This is a genomic window from Sphingomonas sp. LR59 (genome assembly GCF_036855945.1).
In the GTDB taxonomy this organism is placed as follows: Bacteria; Pseudomonadota; Alphaproteobacteria; order Sphingomonadales; family Sphingomonadaceae; genus Sphingomonas.
The window spans coordinates 3,193,271-3,211,201 of the sequence record NZ_JASPFL010000001.1 but is presented as its reverse complement, the minus strand read 5'-3'; the positions used below and the strand labels follow the sequence as shown (position 1 = coordinate 3,211,201).

Annotated in this window: 14 protein-coding genes, 2 tRNA genes and 2 pseudogenes; 2 read left to right on the top strand and 16 right to left on the bottom strand. The window is 66.6% G+C overall.

Features of this window, described 5'->3' with window-relative positions:
- Window positions 1-7 precede the first annotated feature (7 nt).
- Window positions 8-1,477, bottom strand: coding sequence for a Y-family DNA polymerase (locus QP164_RS14975; protein ID WP_333924275.1), 1,470 nt, complete (start codon window positions 1,475-1,477; stop codon window positions 8-10).
- A complete protein-coding gene (locus QP164_RS14970; protein ID WP_333923655.1) occupies window positions 1,446-2,228 on the bottom strand; it encodes an ImuA family protein in 783 nt (260 codons plus the stop codon). Before QP164_RS14970 ends, QP164_RS14975 begins: the two co-directional genes overlap by 32 nt.
- A 196-nt stretch (window positions 2,229-2,424) precedes the next feature.
- Here QP164_RS14970 and QP164_RS14965 point away from each other — a divergent pair.
- Window positions 2,425-2,499 (top strand) — tRNA-Gly (locus tag QP164_RS14965).
- A gap of 418 nt (window positions 2,500-2,917) precedes the next feature.
- Here the strand turns inward: QP164_RS14965 and QP164_RS14960 are convergent.
- From QP164_RS14960 to hisG, 12 genes and pseudogenes are all read right to left on the bottom strand, one after another.
- A tRNA-Phe gene (locus QP164_RS14960) sits at window positions 2,918-2,993 on the bottom strand.
- Between the two features lie 53 nt (window positions 2,994-3,046).
- Window positions 3,047-3,220, bottom strand: a complete 174-nt coding sequence (yacG, locus tag QP164_RS14955; protein ID WP_333923654.1) for a DNA gyrase inhibitor YacG — start codon at window positions 3,218-3,220, stop codon at window positions 3,047-3,049.
- Window positions 3,217-4,177 (bottom strand): annotated as a pseudogene (locus QP164_RS14950) (ribonuclease). The gene yacG and the pseudogene QP164_RS14950 overlap by 4 nt, the downstream one beginning before the upstream one ends.
- Window positions 4,170-4,736: a Maf family protein gene (locus tag QP164_RS14945; protein ID WP_333923653.1), complete on the bottom strand. Its 567-nt coding sequence runs from the start codon at window positions 4,734-4,736 to the stop codon at window positions 4,170-4,172. Before QP164_RS14945 ends, QP164_RS14950 begins: the two are co-directional and overlap by 8 nt.
- Window positions 4,737-4,785: 49 nt before the next feature.
- Window positions 4,786-5,004, bottom strand: a complete 219-nt coding sequence (gene infA / locus QP164_RS14940; RefSeq protein ID WP_031441079.1) for a translation initiation factor IF-1 — start codon at window positions 5,002-5,004, stop codon at window positions 4,786-4,788.
- A gap of 319 nt (window positions 5,005-5,323) precedes the next feature.
- Window positions 5,324-8,188 carry a class I SAM-dependent DNA methyltransferase gene (locus tag QP164_RS14935; RefSeq protein ID WP_333923652.1) on the bottom strand — a complete coding sequence of 955 codons (2,865 nt, stop codon included), beginning with the start codon at window positions 8,186-8,188 and terminating at the stop codon, window positions 5,324-5,326.
- Window positions 8,188-8,463 carry a hypothetical protein gene (locus QP164_RS14930; protein ID WP_333923651.1) on the bottom strand — a complete coding sequence of 92 codons (276 nt, stop codon included), beginning with the start codon at window positions 8,461-8,463 and terminating at the stop codon, window positions 8,188-8,190. Before QP164_RS14930 ends, QP164_RS14935 begins: the two co-directional genes overlap by 1 nt.
- A gap of 370 nt (window positions 8,464-8,833) precedes the next feature.
- A complete protein-coding gene (locus QP164_RS14925) occupies window positions 8,834-10,987 on the bottom strand; it encodes a sodium-translocating pyrophosphatase (RefSeq protein WP_333923650.1) in 2,154 nt (717 codons plus the stop codon).
- 91 nt (window positions 10,988-11,078) lie between these two features.
- Window positions 11,079-11,971: pseudogene (gene thiL, locus QP164_RS14920) on the bottom strand (thiamine-phosphate kinase).
- A 190-nt stretch (window positions 11,972-12,161) separates the two neighbouring features.
- Window positions 12,162-12,617, bottom strand: a complete 456-nt coding sequence (gene nusB / locus QP164_RS14915; protein ID WP_056488135.1) for a transcription antitermination factor NusB — start codon at window positions 12,615-12,617, stop codon at window positions 12,162-12,164.
- Between the two features lie 211 nt (window positions 12,618-12,828).
- Window positions 12,829-14,124: a histidinol dehydrogenase gene (hisD, locus tag QP164_RS14910; RefSeq protein WP_333923649.1), complete on the bottom strand. Its 1,296-nt coding sequence runs from the start codon at window positions 14,122-14,124 to the stop codon at window positions 12,829-12,831.
- A gap of 123 nt (window positions 14,125-14,247) precedes the next feature.
- Complete coding sequence (gene hisG, locus QP164_RS14905) at window positions 14,248-14,901, bottom strand: ATP phosphoribosyltransferase (RefSeq protein ID WP_132735344.1); 654 nt, start codon at window positions 14,899-14,901, stop codon at window positions 14,248-14,250.
- A 70-nt stretch (window positions 14,902-14,971) separates the two neighbouring features.
- Between hisG and QP164_RS14900 the strand changes: the two genes are divergently transcribed.
- Window positions 14,972-16,072, top strand: a complete 1,101-nt coding sequence (locus QP164_RS14900; RefSeq protein ID WP_435368383.1) for a DUF2332 domain-containing protein — start codon at window positions 14,972-14,974, stop codon at window positions 16,070-16,072.
- Window positions 16,073-16,201: 129 nt separating this feature from the next.
- Here QP164_RS14900 and QP164_RS14895 read toward each other — a convergent pair whose 3' ends face one another.
- Together QP164_RS14895 and QP164_RS14890 are read right to left on the bottom strand one after the other, a co-directional pair.
- Complete coding sequence (locus tag QP164_RS14895; RefSeq protein WP_333923647.1) at window positions 16,202-16,681, bottom strand: RcnB family protein; 480 nt, start codon at window positions 16,679-16,681, stop codon at window positions 16,202-16,204.
- A 367-nt stretch (window positions 16,682-17,048) separates the two neighbouring features.
- Window positions 17,049-17,927 carry an alpha/beta fold hydrolase gene (locus QP164_RS14890; RefSeq protein WP_435368379.1) on the bottom strand — a complete coding sequence of 293 codons (879 nt, stop codon included), beginning with the start codon at window positions 17,925-17,927 and terminating at the stop codon, window positions 17,049-17,051.
- Between the last annotated feature and the right edge of the window lie 4 nt (window positions 17,928-17,931).

Below are 17,931 nucleotides of genomic sequence, written 5' to 3'. Positions count from 1 at the left end.
GGCGCTTTCATGCGAAAACGCCGTGGAGGTACCAGCGCGGCGCCTCCATCTCGGAATACAGGCCGTGGCGGAAGATCCAGAAGCGTCGGCCGCGGCGGTCCTCGATACGGTAGTAATCGCGCGTCGGAATGTCCTGCCGCCGCCACCATTCGCCCGCGATCCGCTCTGGGCCCTCGCTATGCGCCACGTCATGCACGGTACGGCGCCAGCGGAAGCGGTGCGGCGGGCCGTCGGGCACCTCGGCCATCATCGATTCGATCGGCTGCGGCGGGTCGAAAAGATAGATCGGGCGGAGCGGCGGCTCGCCCGTTTCGGGCGCGATCCACGGCGTCGGGGCAGGGGCCTCGGCGGCAGGCAGCATCAGCTCGGCCTGTTCGGGAATATGACTGTCGCGCGCCGAGAACCGGCGGACGCGCGTCCGGCCCAGCCGCGTGCCGAGCTGGTCGACGAGTTGCGCGACTTCTCCTTTTTGCGCCTCACCGCCTTCGAGCTTCAATTGCGAGGCATCGAGTTTCTCGGCCAGCGCGACATCGAGCCGGACCAAATCATAGCCGAATCCCGGATCGAGCGGATCGGCGAGGCTGTCGATCCGCTCGCGGAACAGCCGCATCAGCAGGGCCACGTCGCGTGTCGGCTGGCCAGTCTCGATCCGCAACCGTTGGACCAGACCGTCGGCGCGAAACAGGCGCGCCTCCCAGCGGCGACCGCCTTCGTGGCGCTCGGCGAGTTGACCCGCCGCTTCGCCCGCCAGGTCTGCCAGCATCTCCAGCGCATATTCGGTCCGCGCGATCGGTTCGGCGAAACGCCGTTCGACACCGATTTTCGGCACGGTGCGGCGCGCGACGATCGGCCCCTTCACCGACCCGTCGAGCCGGCGAATCATCATCGCCGCCTCCTCGCCGAACCGCGCCGCGATCGTCGCCAGCGGCCGCGCCATCACATCGCCGACCGTCTTCAGCCCCGCGCGCGACAAGGCGGTGGTCGCATCCTCGTCGAGCCCCAGTGCAGCCACTGGCAACCGCTTCACCGCGCGCTTTTCATCGGGGGCAGGTGCCCCCGCATACCGGGCCAGCGCGCGCGCGGTGTCGGGCGTGTCGCCGAACGCATGGCGCACCAGCAGCCCCCGCCGCGCGAGGCGCTCCTCGAGATCGGCGGCGAGGCGACGCTCGCCCTCGAACTCGTGCACGCACCCGGCGATGTCGAGGATCAGCCCATCGGGTTCGTCGAGCGCGACCGACGGCGTATAGCGCTGGCACCCGTCGGCGAGTCGCTCGAGCCATTCGTGATCGGCATGCGCGTCATGATCGTACACCTCCAGCTCAGGGACGCGCGCGCGGGCATCTGCTAACGTCAGCCCCGGAACAAGTCCTGCCCTCATAGCTTCTCGGTCGAGCGCCTTCAGCCTGACGCCGCCCGACACCGTCTCGACGAACGCGATCGGCGTATCAGCCCGTCCGACGAACAGATGCGGCCGCATCGTCCGCAGCCGCTCGATCGGCAGCCACGGGAATACCAGCGCCAGGTAGCGCCGCGGGATCACCAGAGGCGAAGGCGGTTTGGTCGAAGATGTACGCGTCACGGTCCCACTCCACACGCCAGCGAAGCCCGGCTTGGCCTCCGCGTCGACGCAGCAATTCGATGTCGAAGGTAGGTTTGCCCGGTGCGTCGGCCTCCAGCGGTCGCGATCGACACGCCGCAACCTGCCAGCGTGACGCCGCCGCGCTCGGCACCGGGTCTGCACCGATGCGCAGGCTGAGGATCGTCACGCCCGAGGCTTCGGCGGCCAGCATCAGCCGCCGCGTCGCGGTCAGGTCGATCTTCGGTGCACGTCCCCAGGACTCGATCAGCAGCGTACCAAGCCCGTGGCACCGCGCGGCGTCGGCGGCGCCGCGCAGTAAATCCGTTTCGTCCTCGACCAGCCCAAGCACCAGCGACGACACGTCGAGACCCATCTCGACCAGCCCGGTCGCATGTAGCCGGCCGCCTTGGCGTTCGCTCGCCTCGGTCCGCAACCACATCACCGGCGCCGCCCGAGCCGCCAGAACTGACGCAACCGCGAACCCTGCGCCGCTGGCCGAGTCGTCCACGGTGGCGAAAATCTCGTGCAACTGCGCCTTCGCCAAACCGCCCGTCAGCCACGCATCGTCTGCACGATCATCCCCCTGAGCCGGTATACCGGTCGTGGCGATCCGCTTCAGGCGGGCAATCAGGGCGGACGACTCGTTCACAATTGTTCTTGTAATGTTCTACAGGGGAGTCGCCAAGCGGAATCTCGCATCGACTGATCGGTTGGTGCGGCGCACAATAAATTTGGCGAATTTCGCTATAATATCGAAAAGGCGCTTGCCGATCTCGAAACCTCGGGCTAACAGCGCGCCTCACCCAGTCACCGTGTCGCTTCAGACCGGAGACATAGGCGCCAGAGCGGGCGTAGCTCAGGGGTAGAGCACAACCTTGCCAAGGTTGGGGTCGAGGGTTCGAATCCCTTCGCCCGCTCCAGTTTTCTACAGTGAATACACACTTAGAGGCTGGCCGCCGGGGCCGAGGGTATCCTCATATAGCTTTTGGTAATCGAGGGTTATTGGCTTGCAAGCCCGAACCTAGCGCATTGCCGCTTGGGTAACGACATCGTGAGCGTTGCACAGCCTCGCCAGTCTCGAGTTCGGTAACGCATGCCAGGGGAGGCATGACTCTGGGCTGCTGAACGTCGAAAACTATCAGCTTCTCCCGCCGATAGTGTCAGGGCCTCTTGATCGAGCCGCTGAAAAAGCTCGTCGGACGTCATGATTACAGAGCGTTGCGAGACCACCCGTTTCAATGAACCCCACGCCGGACTCATATCTCGCTGCCGCGCATCAGCCTTGAGTTCAGGCTTTGCCCGGCAAGGATGTTGGACGTCTCGACCGATAAGGGAAAATGGTGCCCGGAGACGGGGTCGAACCGCCGACACTGCGATTTTCAGTCGCATGCTCTACCAACTGAGCTATCCGGGCACGTCCGGTCTGGGACCGGAGAAGCATCCGACCTTGCGATCGGAAGGGCGCGTTTAGTCGGGGTCTTCGGCGCTGTCCAGCCCCGTTTGCGAGATTGCGCGGCCGGGAATGTGATACCCTTCGCCGAGCCACTGCAACAGGTCACGGTCGCGGTGGCGGCTCGAACAGAACGGCTTGTAGTCGAGGACTGCGGGCTGGTCGCAGATCGGGCATTTGACGGTTGTCATCGGGCGCTCTCCAGTTCGTGAACGACGCCGGTGCGGCGCGCAAGTTCCGCGAGCCAGTCGGGGCGCGTCATCAAACGCGTGTGGACTGCTGCGGGCAAGGTGTGGCGGCGTGAGGCGGTGGGCGGTGTGCGTTCGAGCGTGCGGATCGCCGCGCGGGCCGCGGCGCCGACCGGATCGGCGCGGAGGATCTCGGGGATCGACGCGCGCGGGCGGGGGCGGACGATCTGGAGGAAGCCGAAGCCGTTCATCGCTGTGCGCTCGAACGGTTGCGGCAGTGATTCGTCGATCGCGGCGGCAACGGCGCTGCGTTGCGCCTTGCCGGCGAGGGTCGGGAAATCGATGCCGATCGAGCCGCCGATACCGTGTCGGCGAATCGCGCGCGCCACGACATGTGCGGCGGTGACCGCGAGCGTATCTAGCGGTGCCGCGCCGTCGACGTCGAACAGCGTCATCGCTGGCGTCGGCGAAAGCCGCAGCGCACCGAGCGGGAAGACGATCTCGCCACTCATGGCCTCGTCGAGCAGCTCGGACCAGCCTGCCGCCTCAAGCGCATCAGGTTCGTGCGCCCGGGGGCTGTGAACGGGCAGACCGGTCGCCATGAGGCGCTCGTACAGCGTCGGCGCGGGGCAGGGAGGCAGGTCGCTCGGAACCGCCTTGGCGAGCTTCGCGCGGCCGGCCTCGGGGAGCGCCTCGCGGACGATCTCGACGGTCAAGCTCGCGCCCTGTGTGATGCCGGGGGAGATAGTTGATCAGCGCCTCGCCGCCATCGAGCGTGACGCGACCACGACGACCCGGAAGCAATTCGACCAAACGCGCGCGGGCGACGAGGCCGACCTTCAGCGCGGTGCTGTCGTCCAACTCGATCGCGGCTTCGAGAATCTGATCATCGTCCACCAGCGCAGCGCGCGCTTCGCCGATGCCGGCTTCGTAGAGCCATTCAGGCCCGGTTTCAGGCAAGCGCGACGCCAGCCGTTTTCAGCAACGCACGCGTTTCGAACAGCGGCAGACCGACGACACCCGAATGGCTACCCGACAGGAAGCGCACGAATGCCTCGGCACGGCCCTGGATCGCGTAGCCGCCGGCCTTGCCCAGCCCTTCGCCGCACGCGAGATAGTCGTCGATTTCGGCAGGCGACAGCGGCTTGAACGCGACGATCGTGTCGGCGATGCGCGTGCGCACCTTGCCGGTCGCGTCGATCACGCAGACCGCGGAGAGGCAGTGATGACGCCGGCCCGACAGCTTGCCGAGCAGGTCGCGCTGGATCTCCAGCGTGTCGGCAGGCGGCAGGATGCGGCTGCCGATCGCGATCGTCGTGTCGCCAGCGAGCACGATCTCGCCCTCGGCGCGCGCGACCGCACTGGCTTTTTCCACCGCGAGGCGGAGCGCATAGGCACGTGGCGGCTCGGCCTTACGCGGCGTTTCGTCGATATCGGGAGAGGCCACGCGCGACGGTACGACGCCGAGCCGCGCGAGCAGATCGCGGCGGCGGGGCGAGGAGGAGGCTAGAACCAGCACAGGTGCCTCGATGCTTGGGCTACGCGACCGCGCGAACGGCGCGCGGCGCTTATTTGAAGCGGTAGGTGATGCGACCCTTGGTCAGATCGTACGGCGTGAGTTCGCACAGCACCTCATCGCCGACCAGCACGCGGATGCGGTTCTTGCGCATCTTGCCGGCGGTGTGACCGAGAATCTCGTGGTCGTTTTCGAGCTGAACCCGGAACATCGCGTTGGGGAGGAGTTCCACCACGCGGCCGCGCATCTCGAGCAGTTCTTCCTTGGCCAAATATAATCTCTGAATTGGGGAATTTCGGGACGAGCGCCCTTACCGCAGGTTCGCAAAAAGGAAAGCTGGACGCGCAACGCACGACGCTCGCGATATTACTCGCGGACGCCGCCTTATGCCTGCCACGTCAATATGGGGGAAAATGACGATTCGGCAATGGGCAGGACGATAACCCCGAGTTCTCAAGCGGCGCGGCGAAGCGTGTGGCGATCGCCATCGACAGCGACATGGCCAAGCCGGGCCAGCGCGGCGAGCGTAGCGGCGATCCGCGGGCGAACCTTCTGGCCTTGCGCATACCGGCGTGCGATCTCGTCGCTGGTCAGCCCGGCGCCACCGCGCAGATCGGCGAGGACGGCTGCAGTCTGGCCGATCGCATCGCGCGGGAACTGCGGTTTGCGAAGTGGCGCGGCGGGTAGGTCCGCCTCGATCTGCTCCGCGCGCGGGGTAGTGGCAGCGCGGTAAGCCCGGCGCGCGCGATCTGGTAGTCGGGGCGTAGCCAGCGAACGCGGCCCGCCTTTTCTTCGGCGTGACGCTCGGCGTTGAGCGCGACCAGGCGCGCGACGATGTCGGTGTCGCTAAGGTCGGCGGGCCAGCCGTACGCAGTGGCGACGGCCGTATCGATGCGGTCGTGGAGTTGCGCGAGGATATCGATGCGACCGCGTTGGCGCTGATCCTGTGCAACGGGATCGAACGCGACTCCGGAGCGAAGTCGTGCGAGCAAATTGTAGAGTCCGGTCATCGTCAGGTCGGGCTGCGTGTCGAGCACGTCCTTGCGCGCGGTATCGAGTTCCTCCGCAAGATCGCCGATCACCGCGCGTTGATCGGGCGTCGCATCGGGAAACGGAAACGGATCGGCAATCCGCGACTTGGTGTAGCGATGCCCCTGCTCGAACCGCGCGACGCCGATCAGCCCGCAATTGGCATAGGTCCATTGCAGATGCGCGCGCGACGAGAGCACGCCCAGCGAGAACCCGTCGTCCAGCGCAAAGCAGACGACCATGTGGTCGGGCGTCGTCGTCGCAGGCAGAAATTGCAGGATGCGGTGCTTGGCCGTCTCGGTCGTGCCGATGTAGCGCGACAGGTCGTGCAGCGCGGGACGGAACGTGCGGCGCGGTTCGCCGAAGATCCACCACCGATCCTTGAAGGCTGTGCGCCGATTGGTATCGCGCACCGGTTTCACGGTCATCAGCAGATGCTGGTAAATGGCCGGGAATATCGTGCGCAGAGCGGTCTCGTCATGACCATAGGCATCGATGATCCATCGGTTACTGAGATGACGAACAAGATCCGCGCCGCCGACATAGGGCTTGATTATTCCGGTCGCCGCAGGGGGCGAGATCGCGAGCAGATGGTGCGCTTCTGCCGCCGTCAGGACGAACCCGCGGGCTGCCAGCATCATGCCGTTGCACGACAGCCCGTCATTGGCGACGAGCGCGAACGCCGCTGCCGCGTTTGCACCGATCGAAAGGTCTGCGTTGATCCTGCCGCTCGTGGCCGCGAAGCCGAGCATCGGGGCGTCGGTATCGAGCCCGTGTTCCGCGACGATCTGGAGACGCTGACCGACCGGCACGCCGCGTTCGACCACGGTCATCGCGATCCGCACTGCCGCGGCGTCGGTGGTCGCCTTGGTCCAAGGGTGGTCGGGGATCGCGAGCACGATACCGATCGGCACTTGGGCTGCGAGCCGTTTCGTGATGACGCGCCGGCTGAATTCCTGCGTGATCGAGTTCGTCGTGACGAAGCCGAACCGCTTTAGCCGCGTACCGGTCTCGGTCAGGCGTTCGGCGGCGCGATCCCACCAATACATCACGAAATCGGCCGATCGGTTGATCTGCGGATGCGCCGTCCACAGCGCCGTCAGATAGCGTTCGCCAAACGCGCTGCGCATCGCCGCACCCTTGCCGATAAAGGGCGGATTGCCGACGATATACTCCGCATCCGGCCAATCGGGGCGGCGCGGATTGGTCAGCGTGCCGTCTTCGGCGACACGGTCATGCGCGAGGACGGCGTCCATCGTCGCGATATTGTCGAGCTTCTCCAGCACCGGGTCGGCGATCGTCCGGCGATTGCGCAATTGCCACTGGAGATAGCCTAGCCACAGCACGAGCTCGGCGATCGCCGCCGCGCGCGGGTTCAGCTCGATCCCGAGGAAGTGGCGCGGATGAACGGTGGCGGTCTCCAGCGCGAGCGCTTCCTGGCCACCGAGATCGGCGAGCACTTCGAGCACGTCGCCCTCCAGCCGCTTCATCAGTTCGAGCGCGACGTAGAGGAAGTTGCCGGTACCACAGGCGGGGTCGAGCACCGTCGTCGCGACGAGACGTTCGTGGAAATCATGCACTGCCCGGATCGCCACGGCGGGACGCGACAACCGCTCGCGCTCGACCGTGCCGAGCACCTGCGTCTCCCATTCGCGCTGCAGCGGCTCGATGATCGTCGCGATCACCAGCCGCTCGACATAGGCGCGCGGTGTGTAGTGCGCACCGAGCCGCCGCCGTTCGACCGGATCGAGCGCCTGTTCGAGCAGCGTGCCGAAGATCGCGGGCTCGACTTCGGTCCAGTCGTGACGCGACGCTTCGAGCAGTTCGCCGATCTCCTCGCGTTGCAGCGGGATCGCGCTGCGTTCGGCAAACAGCCCGCCGTTGAAGCGCCGCACCGTGCGCCGCATTGCCAGCGAATACCCGCCGGTATTCATCGCGCTCCACAGATCCTCCAGCATCGGCGCGAAGCTCGACGGATCGTCGCGCGCGTCGATCAGCATCTGCGTGAAACTGCCGCGATCGAGCAGGTCGGCGCGCTGCGCGAACATCGTGAACAGGCAGCGCATCAGGAAATGCGCGACCGGCTCGGGCGCATGGCCACGATCCTCCAGCCGTTTGCTCACTTCGGCCAGGCGCCGGGCGATGTCTCGGGTGACGATCGCGGCGTGGCGGGCAGGGTCGAGCGCGTGCGGATCGAGCCAAATTTTCCGCAGGCGATCGCGGATCGCCGGATCGCGCAAATCGTCGAGATACAGGCGAAAGCCGGCGCGGTCGGGGAATTGCCGGTACGCCTTGCCCTGGCCCGAGAAGTCCGCGAACAATTCGATCGCGTGGCCGACGTCGCAGACCAGGATGAATGGCGGCCAGCCGTGATCGGTCGGGAGGGCGCGAGCATATTGTTCGGCCTGCTCGCGGGCGTTGCGCATCAGCACGTCCCAGCTGCGATGCGCACTGCGCCGGCCGCGACGGTCGGCATCGTCGGGGGCGGCAGCCCCGGAAGCAAGGCCTGTTCGGGGCTGGCGACTTCCTTGAGTCCACCGCGTTCGCGGCTCTGCTTGGCTTCGAGGACGAAGCAGCCGCGGCGATACAGGTCGATTCGGCCGTTGCGCTGGAAACCGCCCAGATCCTCCAGTCGCACGGCGCGCTCGAACACATAGTCGTTGCGATCGTGCGTCGCGTCGGCGGGATCGGGCACCGGCACGCCGATCAGCCGGCAGAGTTCGGTGAGGAAAAGGGGAAGTTGGCGCGCTCGGCCCCGCCTTCGTTGGCTCTCCAGCGCGCGATGAACGCGTCTATGTCCGTCGAAGAAAGGACGTTGGAAGAGGCTGCGACCGGGGTGTTCATCCGGTCGCAGACTAAGTGCAATCAGTCGGTCGTCATCCGGAGGTGGGTGCGATCCTGAGCCAATCCGCGAATGTTCCGTAGGCGACTGCTCCGAAACGGATCAGCTGGCTTCGCCACCGATTAGCGCGGTCGGCGGTAATAGTACGAAGGGCGACGCGGCAAAGCCGCGCCGCCGGTCGGGGGCGTCGGGCCCCCGCCGGCCGGTCGCGCTTGCTGCGGCTTCCGCCTCAGCCTCCGCCGCCAGCCAGCGCCGCGAGCAGCAGCAGCGCGACGATGTTGGTGATCTTGATCATCGGGTTCACTGCGGGGCCGGCAGTGTCCTTGTAGGGGTCGCCGACCGTATCACCGGTGATCGCCGCCTTGTGCGCCTCGGAGCCCTTGCCGCCGTGATGGCCGTCTTCGATGTATTTCTTGGCGTTGTCCCATGCGCCGCCACCGCTCGTCATCGAGATCGCGACGAACAGCCCCGAGACGATCACGCCCAGCAGCATCGCGCCAAGCGAGGCAAAACCGGCGGCCTGGCCCGCGACCGCGGTAATGATGAAATACACTGCGAGCGGTGAGAGGACGGGCAGCAGCGAGGGCACGATCATCTCGCGGATCGCCGCCTTGGTGACGAGATCAACCGTCCGTGCGTAGTCGGGGCGGCTGGTGCCGAGCATGATGCCGGGGTTGTTGCGGAACTGCTCGCGGACTTCCTCGACGACCGCACCGGCCGCGCGACCGACCGCGGTCATCCCGAACGCGCCGAACAGATACGGAAGCAGCGCGCCGAGCAGCAGGCCGACGATAACGTACGGGTTGGATAAGCTGAAATCGACCGTGACGTCGGGGAAGTACGTCGCAAGATCGGTCGTGTAGGCTCCGAACAGCACCAGTGCGGCAAGCCCGGCCGAGCCGATCGCATAGCCCTTGGTCACTGCCTTGGTAGTATTGCCGACCGCGTCTAGCGCGTCGGTGCGCTGGCGAACATCATCGGGCAGCCCCGCCATCTCGGCAATGCCGCCTGCGTTGTCGGTGACGGGGCCATACGCGTCGAGCGCGACGACCATGCCGGCCTGCGCAAGCATCGCCGTTGCCGCAAACGCGATGCCGATGATTCCGGCGAGCTGATACGCGACGATCACCGCGACGACGATGACCAGCGTCGGCAGCGCGGTGGATTCGAGACTGATCGCGAGGCCCTGGATGACGTTGGTGCCGTGGCCGGTTTCGGACGCCTTGGCGATCGACTGGACCGGGCGGTGGTTGGTGCCGGTGTAGTACTCGGTGATCCACACGATCAGCCCGGTGACGACGAGCCCGATCATCATTGACCAGAACAGATCCATGCCGGTGAAGCTCTGCGTCAGCGACGGTGCGGCCTGCGTGGTGAGATCGTCGCTCGCGGGATCGAGGAACCCCGCGCCGCCGATCACGCGGTGGAGGTCGCCGAGCACATACTGGGTGGCGAGGTAGATCGCCGGGATCGACAGGATCGTCGAGGTGAAGAAGCCCTTGTAGAGCGCGCCCATGATGCTGCCGCCACCGAGCCGCACCATGTAGGTGCCGATGATTGAGGTGACGATGCACACGCCGCCGACGAGCAACGGCAGAGTCATCAGCCGCATCAGCTCGGCGCCACTCGCCTGGATCAGCAGCGCGATCGAGATCATCGTGACGCCGAGCGTGACGACGTAGGTCTCGAACAGATCGGCGGCCATGCCCGCGCAGTCGCCGACGTTGTCGCCGACGTTGTCTGCGATCACGGCCGGGTTACGGGGGTCGTCCTCCGGGATGCCCGCCTCGACCTTGCCGACCAGATCCGCGCCGACGTCCGCCGCCTTGGTGAAGATGCCGCCGCCGAGCCGCGCGAAGATCGAGATCAGCGATGCGCCGAACGCGAGCGCGGTCAGTGCCTCGACGATGATCCGGTCGTTGGGCGCGTGACCTGCCGGACCGGTGAGGTACCAGAAGAACGCGCTGATCGCGAGCAAGCCGAGGCCTGCCACGAGCATGCCGGTCACCGCGCCCGACCGGAACGCCAGCGTCAGCCCGGCCTGCAACGACGTGCGCGCGGCCTCGGCGGTGCGCACGTTGGCGCGGACCGAGATGTTCATGCCGACATAGCCGGCGACGCCCGACAGCACCGCGCCGATGACGAAGCCGATCGTCGAGATCATGCCGAGCGTGAAGAGGAGAATCGCCGCGACGATGATTCCAACGATCGCGATCGTGGTGTATTGCCGCCCAAGATAGGCCTTCGCACCCTCCTGGATGGCGGCGGCGATGTCCTGCATCTTTGCGTTGCCGGGGGAGGCTGCGAGCACCTGTCGACTGGTGACGAAACCATATAGGACGGCGATGACGCCGCAGATCATGGCCAAATAGATGGTCGTCATACGGCGCTATCCCTCTTGTCAGGTCCTCTCCGGTCCCGACTTTGCCGAGTCCCGATCTAAGGAACCTATCAGTGCACGGGCATTGCGCAAGTTATCCTAGGGGGCTGTGCTCGTAGCCTAGACTTGGCGGTAGCGGGACAGGTTTACCGGAGTCGTGGAGGGTAAGCCCCGAGCCGGTCGAGAACGTGCCGATCCGAGCGGCGTCGGTGACGAAATCTTGCGGTGCAGCAAAAGGAGTTGGTAGTCGTCTCCCGTTGTGGCCGCGGCGAGGCGGTCGCCGGAGAACGCGCGATAGGCGTCGGAAAGCGGAATGCGCGCGAGGTCGATACTGACGGCGAGGTTGCTGGCGAGCGCCATGCGGGATGCGTCGATAAGCAGACCGTCGGACACGTCCATCATCGCGTGGACGTGCGGCGCGACGATGCGGCCGTCGGTGAGTCGCGGCTGCGGGCGGCGGTACGCGGCGAGAAGCTCGGCAGGGCCATCCGCGCCGAGCGCGATCGCGAGCCCCGCACCCGCGTCGCCAATCGTGCCGGTGACGTAAAGTGCGTCGCCTCCTAGCGCGCCGTTGCGGGCAGGGGCGGCGGCGTCGCTGCCGAATGCGGTGACTGTCAGGACGCGCGGGGCGTTCGTGGGGAGCGTGACGGTGTCGCCACCGATGATCCGCGTGTCGAAGGTCGTCAGGACGTCGGCGAGCCCCCCGAGGAAAGCGCGGTCCCACGCGTCGTCACCGAGCGAGTAGTTGAGGAGGATACCTTCGGGCTTGGCCCCCTTCGCGGCGAGGTCGGAGAGGTTGGTCGCGACCAGCTTCCACGCGACGTCCTGCACGGGGTCGGTTGGGAGGAAGTGGACGCCTTCGACCAGCGTGTCGGTAGTAACGACGAGCGGGCCCGCATCGAGCAGCGCGGTGTCGTCGTTGAGGCCTCGCGCGGCAGGATGCAGTGGGAGCCGGCGTAAGGCAGCAATGAGTTCAGCTTCGGTCACACAAATCCTCCCCGGAACGGGGAGGGGAACCGTCCGCAAAGCGGAGGGTGGAGGGGCGTGCCGCGAGCGTTACGCCAGCGGGGTGTCTTCCGGCCGCGAAAGAAGGTCCGTAACGCTCAACCACCGGTACGCTTGCGGAAGCCCCCTCCACCATGCCGCGCATGGTCCCCCTCCCCGTGCCAGGGAGGATTTAGGCACGCACCTCTTTCGCGATCCCGTCGAGCAACCCGTTCACGAACCCCGACTCCCGCTTGTCGTAGAACGCATGCGCGACGTCGACATATTCGCTGATTACCGCGGCCACCGGTACATCCTTGCGCGCAAGCAGTTCATACGTCCCGACGCGGATGATCGCCTTCATCGGCTTGTCGAGCCGCGCGAGCGTCCAGCCCTTGGCGAGCTTACCCTCGATCAGCACGTCGATCTCGCCGGCGCGTGCGTTCGCACCGGTCACCAGGTCGTCGAAGAAATCGACATCGGCCTCGGCATATTCGACGTCTTCGATCGTCGCGCCGAGCCGGTGCTGGTGGAATTCGTTGAGCAGGACGGGCATCGCGGTGCCCTCCATCTCGTGCTGGTAGGTCGCCTGGACGGCGGCGAGGCGAGCGGCGGCACGCGCCTTGGTGCGGGGGGCGGTTCGAGTCATAAGCGGTTGCCTGTAGGCGCGGGGGGCTGTGTGTCAGCCCTTTGCGTTTCGCGCGCGTTGGTGAGGAAGAATGGTTCGCGCAGAGGCGCAGAGAGCGCGGAGGTGTATCGCTCGCCGCGGAGCGGCCCTCCCATCACGGTTCAATGAGGAGATCGTAGCGGCTACGCCGCGCGCAACACCTCCGCGCTCTCTGCGCCTCTGCGCGAACAATCTAACTGTTGAGCCGCAACCGCAAAGCCACTGATTTTGCGTGTGCCGGCAAACCCTCGGCGTTGGCCAGCGCGACGGTGGCGGGGCCGAGTTCGCGCAAGGCCGCTTCGTCCAACGCCAGGAAGCTGGTGCGTTTCATGAAGTCGAGCACCGACAGTCCGCTGGCAAACCGCGCCCGGCGACCCGTGGGGAGGACGTGGTTGGGGCCGGCGACGTAATCGCCGATCGCCTCTGGCGTGTAGCGGCCGAGGAACACCGAGCCGGCATGGCGGATGCCGTCGAAGAATCCTTGCGGGTCGGGGATTGCCAGCTGGAGATGTTCGGCGGCGAGTCGGTCGACCAGCGGGATCGCGTCGGCCAGTGTGTCGACGACGATGACCGCACCGTTGGTGTCCCACGCGACGCGCGCGACCGCTTCGGTGGCGAGATCGCGCAACTGGCGGTCGACGGCATCCGCCACCTTGTCGGCGAAGGCCGTATCGTCGGTGAACAGGATCGACTGCGTGGTCACGTCGTGCTCGGCCTGGCTGAGCAGGTCGGCGGCGGTCCATTCGGGGTCGTTGAGCGCATCGGCGACGACGACGATTTCGCTCGGGCCAGCGACCATGTCGATGCCGACGACGCCGTAGACCTGGCGCTTGGCTTCGGCGACCCAGGCGTTGCCGGGGCCGGTGATCACGTCGACCGGCTCGATCCGGCCCGCGCCGTATGCAAGCGCCGCAACCGCCTGAGCGCCACCGACGCGCCACACTTCATCGACGCCGGCGAGATGCGCGGCAGCGAGAACGAGTGGGTTGATCTGGCCATCTGGGGTCGGCGTGACCATCGTCAGGCGCCCTACCCCCGCGACCTTAGCGGGGATCGCGTTCATCAGCAGCGACGAGGGATAGGCGGCACGGCCGCCGGGGACGTAGATGCCGGCTGCATCTACCGGTAACCAGCGCGCGCCGAGCCGGACGCCGGCGGAGTCAACCGAGTCGCTGTCGAGCGGGCGCTGTTTCTCGTGATACGCGCGGATGCGAGTTGCGGCGAGTTCGAGCGCGGCGCGGAGGTCCGGATCGAGTGCGTCGAACGCGGCCTTGCAGTGGGCGGGGTCGATCTGCCAGCCAGTGGCTTCCAGATCGTGGCGGTCGTGCTTCTGCGTAAGATCGCGGACCGCGGTTTCGCCATCGCGGCGGACCGACGCGATGATCGCGGCGACGTCCTGCGTGACGCCAGCGTCGGATTCACGGCGGTCCTCGACCAGCGCGGTGAAGCGCGTCGCGAAGTCCGAGTCGGATGTGGAGAGGCGGATCACATTCCCCTCTCGCTTGCGGGAGGGGTCAGGGGAAGGAATGACATAGCCTCGCACGGTGCGATCGGGGCGGGCGTGCCCTCCCCGACCCCTCCCGCAAGCGGGAGGGGAGCAGAAGGTTAGCGCTCATGCCGCGATCTCCTGCGCTTCGACCGCACGGCGGAATGCCTCGACCAGCGGCACCACCCGGCTGCGCGTCTTCATCGCGGCACGGTTAACCACCAGGCGGCTCGTTACCTCCATGATCGTCTCGACCTCCACCAGTCCGTTCTCCAGCAACGTCCGCCCCGAAGACACGAGATCGACGATCCGCGGCGCCAATCCCAAGGTCGGCGCCAGTTCCATCGCGCCGTTGAGCTTCACGCACTCCGCCTGCACGCCACGGCTGGCGAAATGCGCGGCCGTCACATGCGGATATTTGGTCGCGACACGGACATGGCTCCAGCCGCGCGGGTCGTCCTGTGCGGCCATCTCGGCAGGTTCGGCGACCGACAGCCGGCAATGCCCGATACCCAGATCGACCGGCGCGTAGAGCTCGGAATAGCCGAACTCCGCGATCACGTCCGACCCGACGATCCCCAGTTGCGCTGCACCGTGCGCGACGAAGGTGGCGACGTCGAACGCGCGCACCCGGATCAGCGAGATCGCCGGATCGTTGGTCGCGAACCGCAACGCGCGTGAGTTCTCGTCGGAGAACGACGCCTCAGGATGCACCCCGGCGCGCGCGAGCAACGGCAGGGCCTCGGCGAGGATGCGTCCCTTGGGGACCGCGATGATGATCTGGGAGGGTGGGTAGAATCTGGCACGTGCCGGGCTTTACGGGGGGCATGGCGGGTGCAACAACGTGCGTATGGCAAATGTAATGGCAAGTTGCTCCGCGTTCGGAATTCAGGCGGGCTATTGCGCCGCGATGGATGCGCCGATCACGGCGCGGGTTTGCAGCGCGCTGGCGGAGTCGCTCGATCGGGACAGCGAGACGGGGCGGCGGGTGCTCGACTGGGCGGGCGAGCCGGTCGCGGATGCGCTGGCGTTGCGGTTGGTCGGCGGGTTGCATGCGCTGCATCGGTCGGGCGTCGATCCCGCGCTCTCGACCGTGTTTTCCGGCGCGGAGACCGACCCGGCGCGCGTCACGGCCATTTTGAAAGCCACGCTCGTCGCGCACGATGCGGCGTTGCTTCCGTGGCTCGATGGGCCGCCGCAGACCAACGAGGCTGCGCGGTCCGCGGGGATGATGACCGGCATATTGAACCTTGCCGAGCGGTACGGGCCGCGGTTCGAGGTGCTGGAGATCGGATCGAGCGCGGGGCTCAACCTGCTGATCGATCGCTATCGGTTCGATCTCGGCGGCGTGACGGTCGGGCCATCGGCATCGCCTGTGATGATCCGCCCAGAGTGGCGGGGCGCGCCGCCGCCGAGCGCTCCGGTCGAGATCGAGCCGACGCGCGGCGTCGATATCCAGCCGGTCGACGTCGCCGATCCCGTCGCGGCGGCGCGGCTCGAGGCGTATGTCTGGGTCGATGCGGTCGAGCGGCAAACGCGGCTCGCTACGGCGATCGCCATGGTGCGCGAGGGCGGCGTCGATCTGGTCGAAGGCGATGCGGCGGACTGGGTCGAGGCGCAATTGGCCTTGCCGCAACCCGAGGGCGTCACGCGCGTGCTGATGCATTCGGTGGTGTGGCAGTATCTGCCGCCGACATCCCGCGAACGGATCCGGGTCGCGATGGAGATGGCGGGCGCTAGGGCTACGGCGGAGCGGCCGCTCGGCTGGGTCATGATGGAGCCTAACCGCGACCTGCACCGCCACGAAGTTCGTGTCCGCGGTTGGCCCGGCGAGCGGGCGATGGAACTGGTCGCGCTGACGCATGCGCATGGCGCTTGGGTCGAAGGGCTCTCGGCGCCGTATGAGACGCGGGAGTACGTCATGCGGCGCGGGGCGTACGAGAAGGACTGAGCTGACTTATTTCGCTGTTCTCCCGCGGAAGCGGGAGCCCAAGGTAACGCGCGATAGCGTTTGTGATCCTGGGCCCCCGCCTGCGCGGGGGAACCGGAAGGCCCGGGATTTTCCCCGGGCCTGCCAAGCTCAGTAGAAGAAGCCGTTGTTGACCTGCACGACGCGACCCGAGCGGGTGTCGACCAGGACGACGTCGCGGCCGTAGCGGACCCAGCGCTGATAGCCGTAGCCCGGACGGGGCAGGCGGTACGTCTGGTAGTCGTTGATCCAATACTGGCGACCGTAATAGTTTGGCGCGAAACGGTAGCCGACGGTCACCGGGCGATAGCGATAGCCGCGCGGGCCGACATAGGCGGGGCGGCGATAGACGTTGCCGTGCGTGCGGCGATAGTCGCGCCAGTCCTCACGCGCTTCGCGGCGGTCTTCGCGCAATTCCTGGCGGGCTTCGCGGACGTCGCCGCGGTCACCGTAGCGGCGTGCCCGCTGGAGATCGCGCTGGCTTTCGCGGATTTCACGCTGGTCGCGGCGGACTTCGCCGTAGCTTTGTGCGGTGGCGAAGGTGGGGACGAGGGTGGCGGCGGCGACGGCCGCGAGGATCATCTTACGCATGACTGCTCTCCTGTGTTCGGTGCCGAACCAACGGCATGGCGGGGGTTTTGCTCCCGTGCCGCTGAACGATCGCCGAATGTGGTCGTCAGGATTTAGACAGGTGGCGAAGGTTCGTGCGCTGTTCACTTCACGACATAGCTCACGCCGTTCGACGCCCGCGTAAATGCTCTGCCAGTCCCGTCCCCGCCCCATCCGTCATCCCAACGAAAGCTGGGATCTCCCCATTCGGGTCGCAGCACCCGCCACCATGAGATCCCAGCTTTTGCCGGGATGACGGGTGGGGGTGGGGCTGTACCCCTGTTTCGTGTCCTCCCCCTCCGTCACCTTCGGCGCCACCTCCCCTGGCGGGGGAGGATCGAGAGGGCGCTTAGATTCCCCAGCGGCGCATTGCGGCGATCACCGCGTCGGGTTTCTGCCAAGGTACGAAATGGCCCGCATCGATCTTCTCGATCGTCAGGTCGGGGACATAGCCGGCGAGGTCGAGCTGGCTTGGGAGCAACGCTCTGTCCTGCATACCCCAGATCACCAGCACCGGCATTCTGGTCGGCGAAAACGGCGCGTCGAGAAACGCGGGGCGCGGCGGCGTTTCGTCCATCGCGGGGACGACGATCGCGCTCGCGCGGTACCAGTTGAGCATCGCGGTGATCGCGCCGGGCTGGCCCCATTCGTCGAGATAGGCGGCCTTGTCCTCCGCCATCGCGGCAAGATCGGCGTGTTTCGAGAAACTCGTGTCGAAGAAGGTTTCTAGGCCAATCGACTCGATGTGCTTTTCGAGATCGGGGTTGCGGAAGGCGCGGATATACTGGCTGGCGGCGCGCTGTTCGAGGTCGTCGAACATCGTCCGTTGGAAGACGAGCGGGTGCGGCGCGTTGATGATCACCAGCTTCGCGATGCGCTCGGGGTGGCGCAGCGCGGCCATCCAGGCGACCGCGCCGCCCCAGTCGTGGCCGACCAGCGTGAAACGGTCGATGTCGAGGTGATCGGCGAGCGCGATCAGGTCTGCGACGATCTTGTCGGGGGTGTAGTTGTCGATGCCGTCGGGTTTGGAGGAGCGCGCGAAGCCGCGTTGATCGGGGGCGACGACGTAGTGGTCGCGGGCGAGGTCCGGAGCGATGGCGCGCCAGGTGCGGTGGGATTCTGGGAAGCCGTGGAGGAGGATAACGGGCGGGTTCGCCGGGTCGCCGGTGATCGCCACGTCGAGTTCGACGCCAGTGGATAGCGCGATGCGTTGCAGGTTCGACATCATTCCC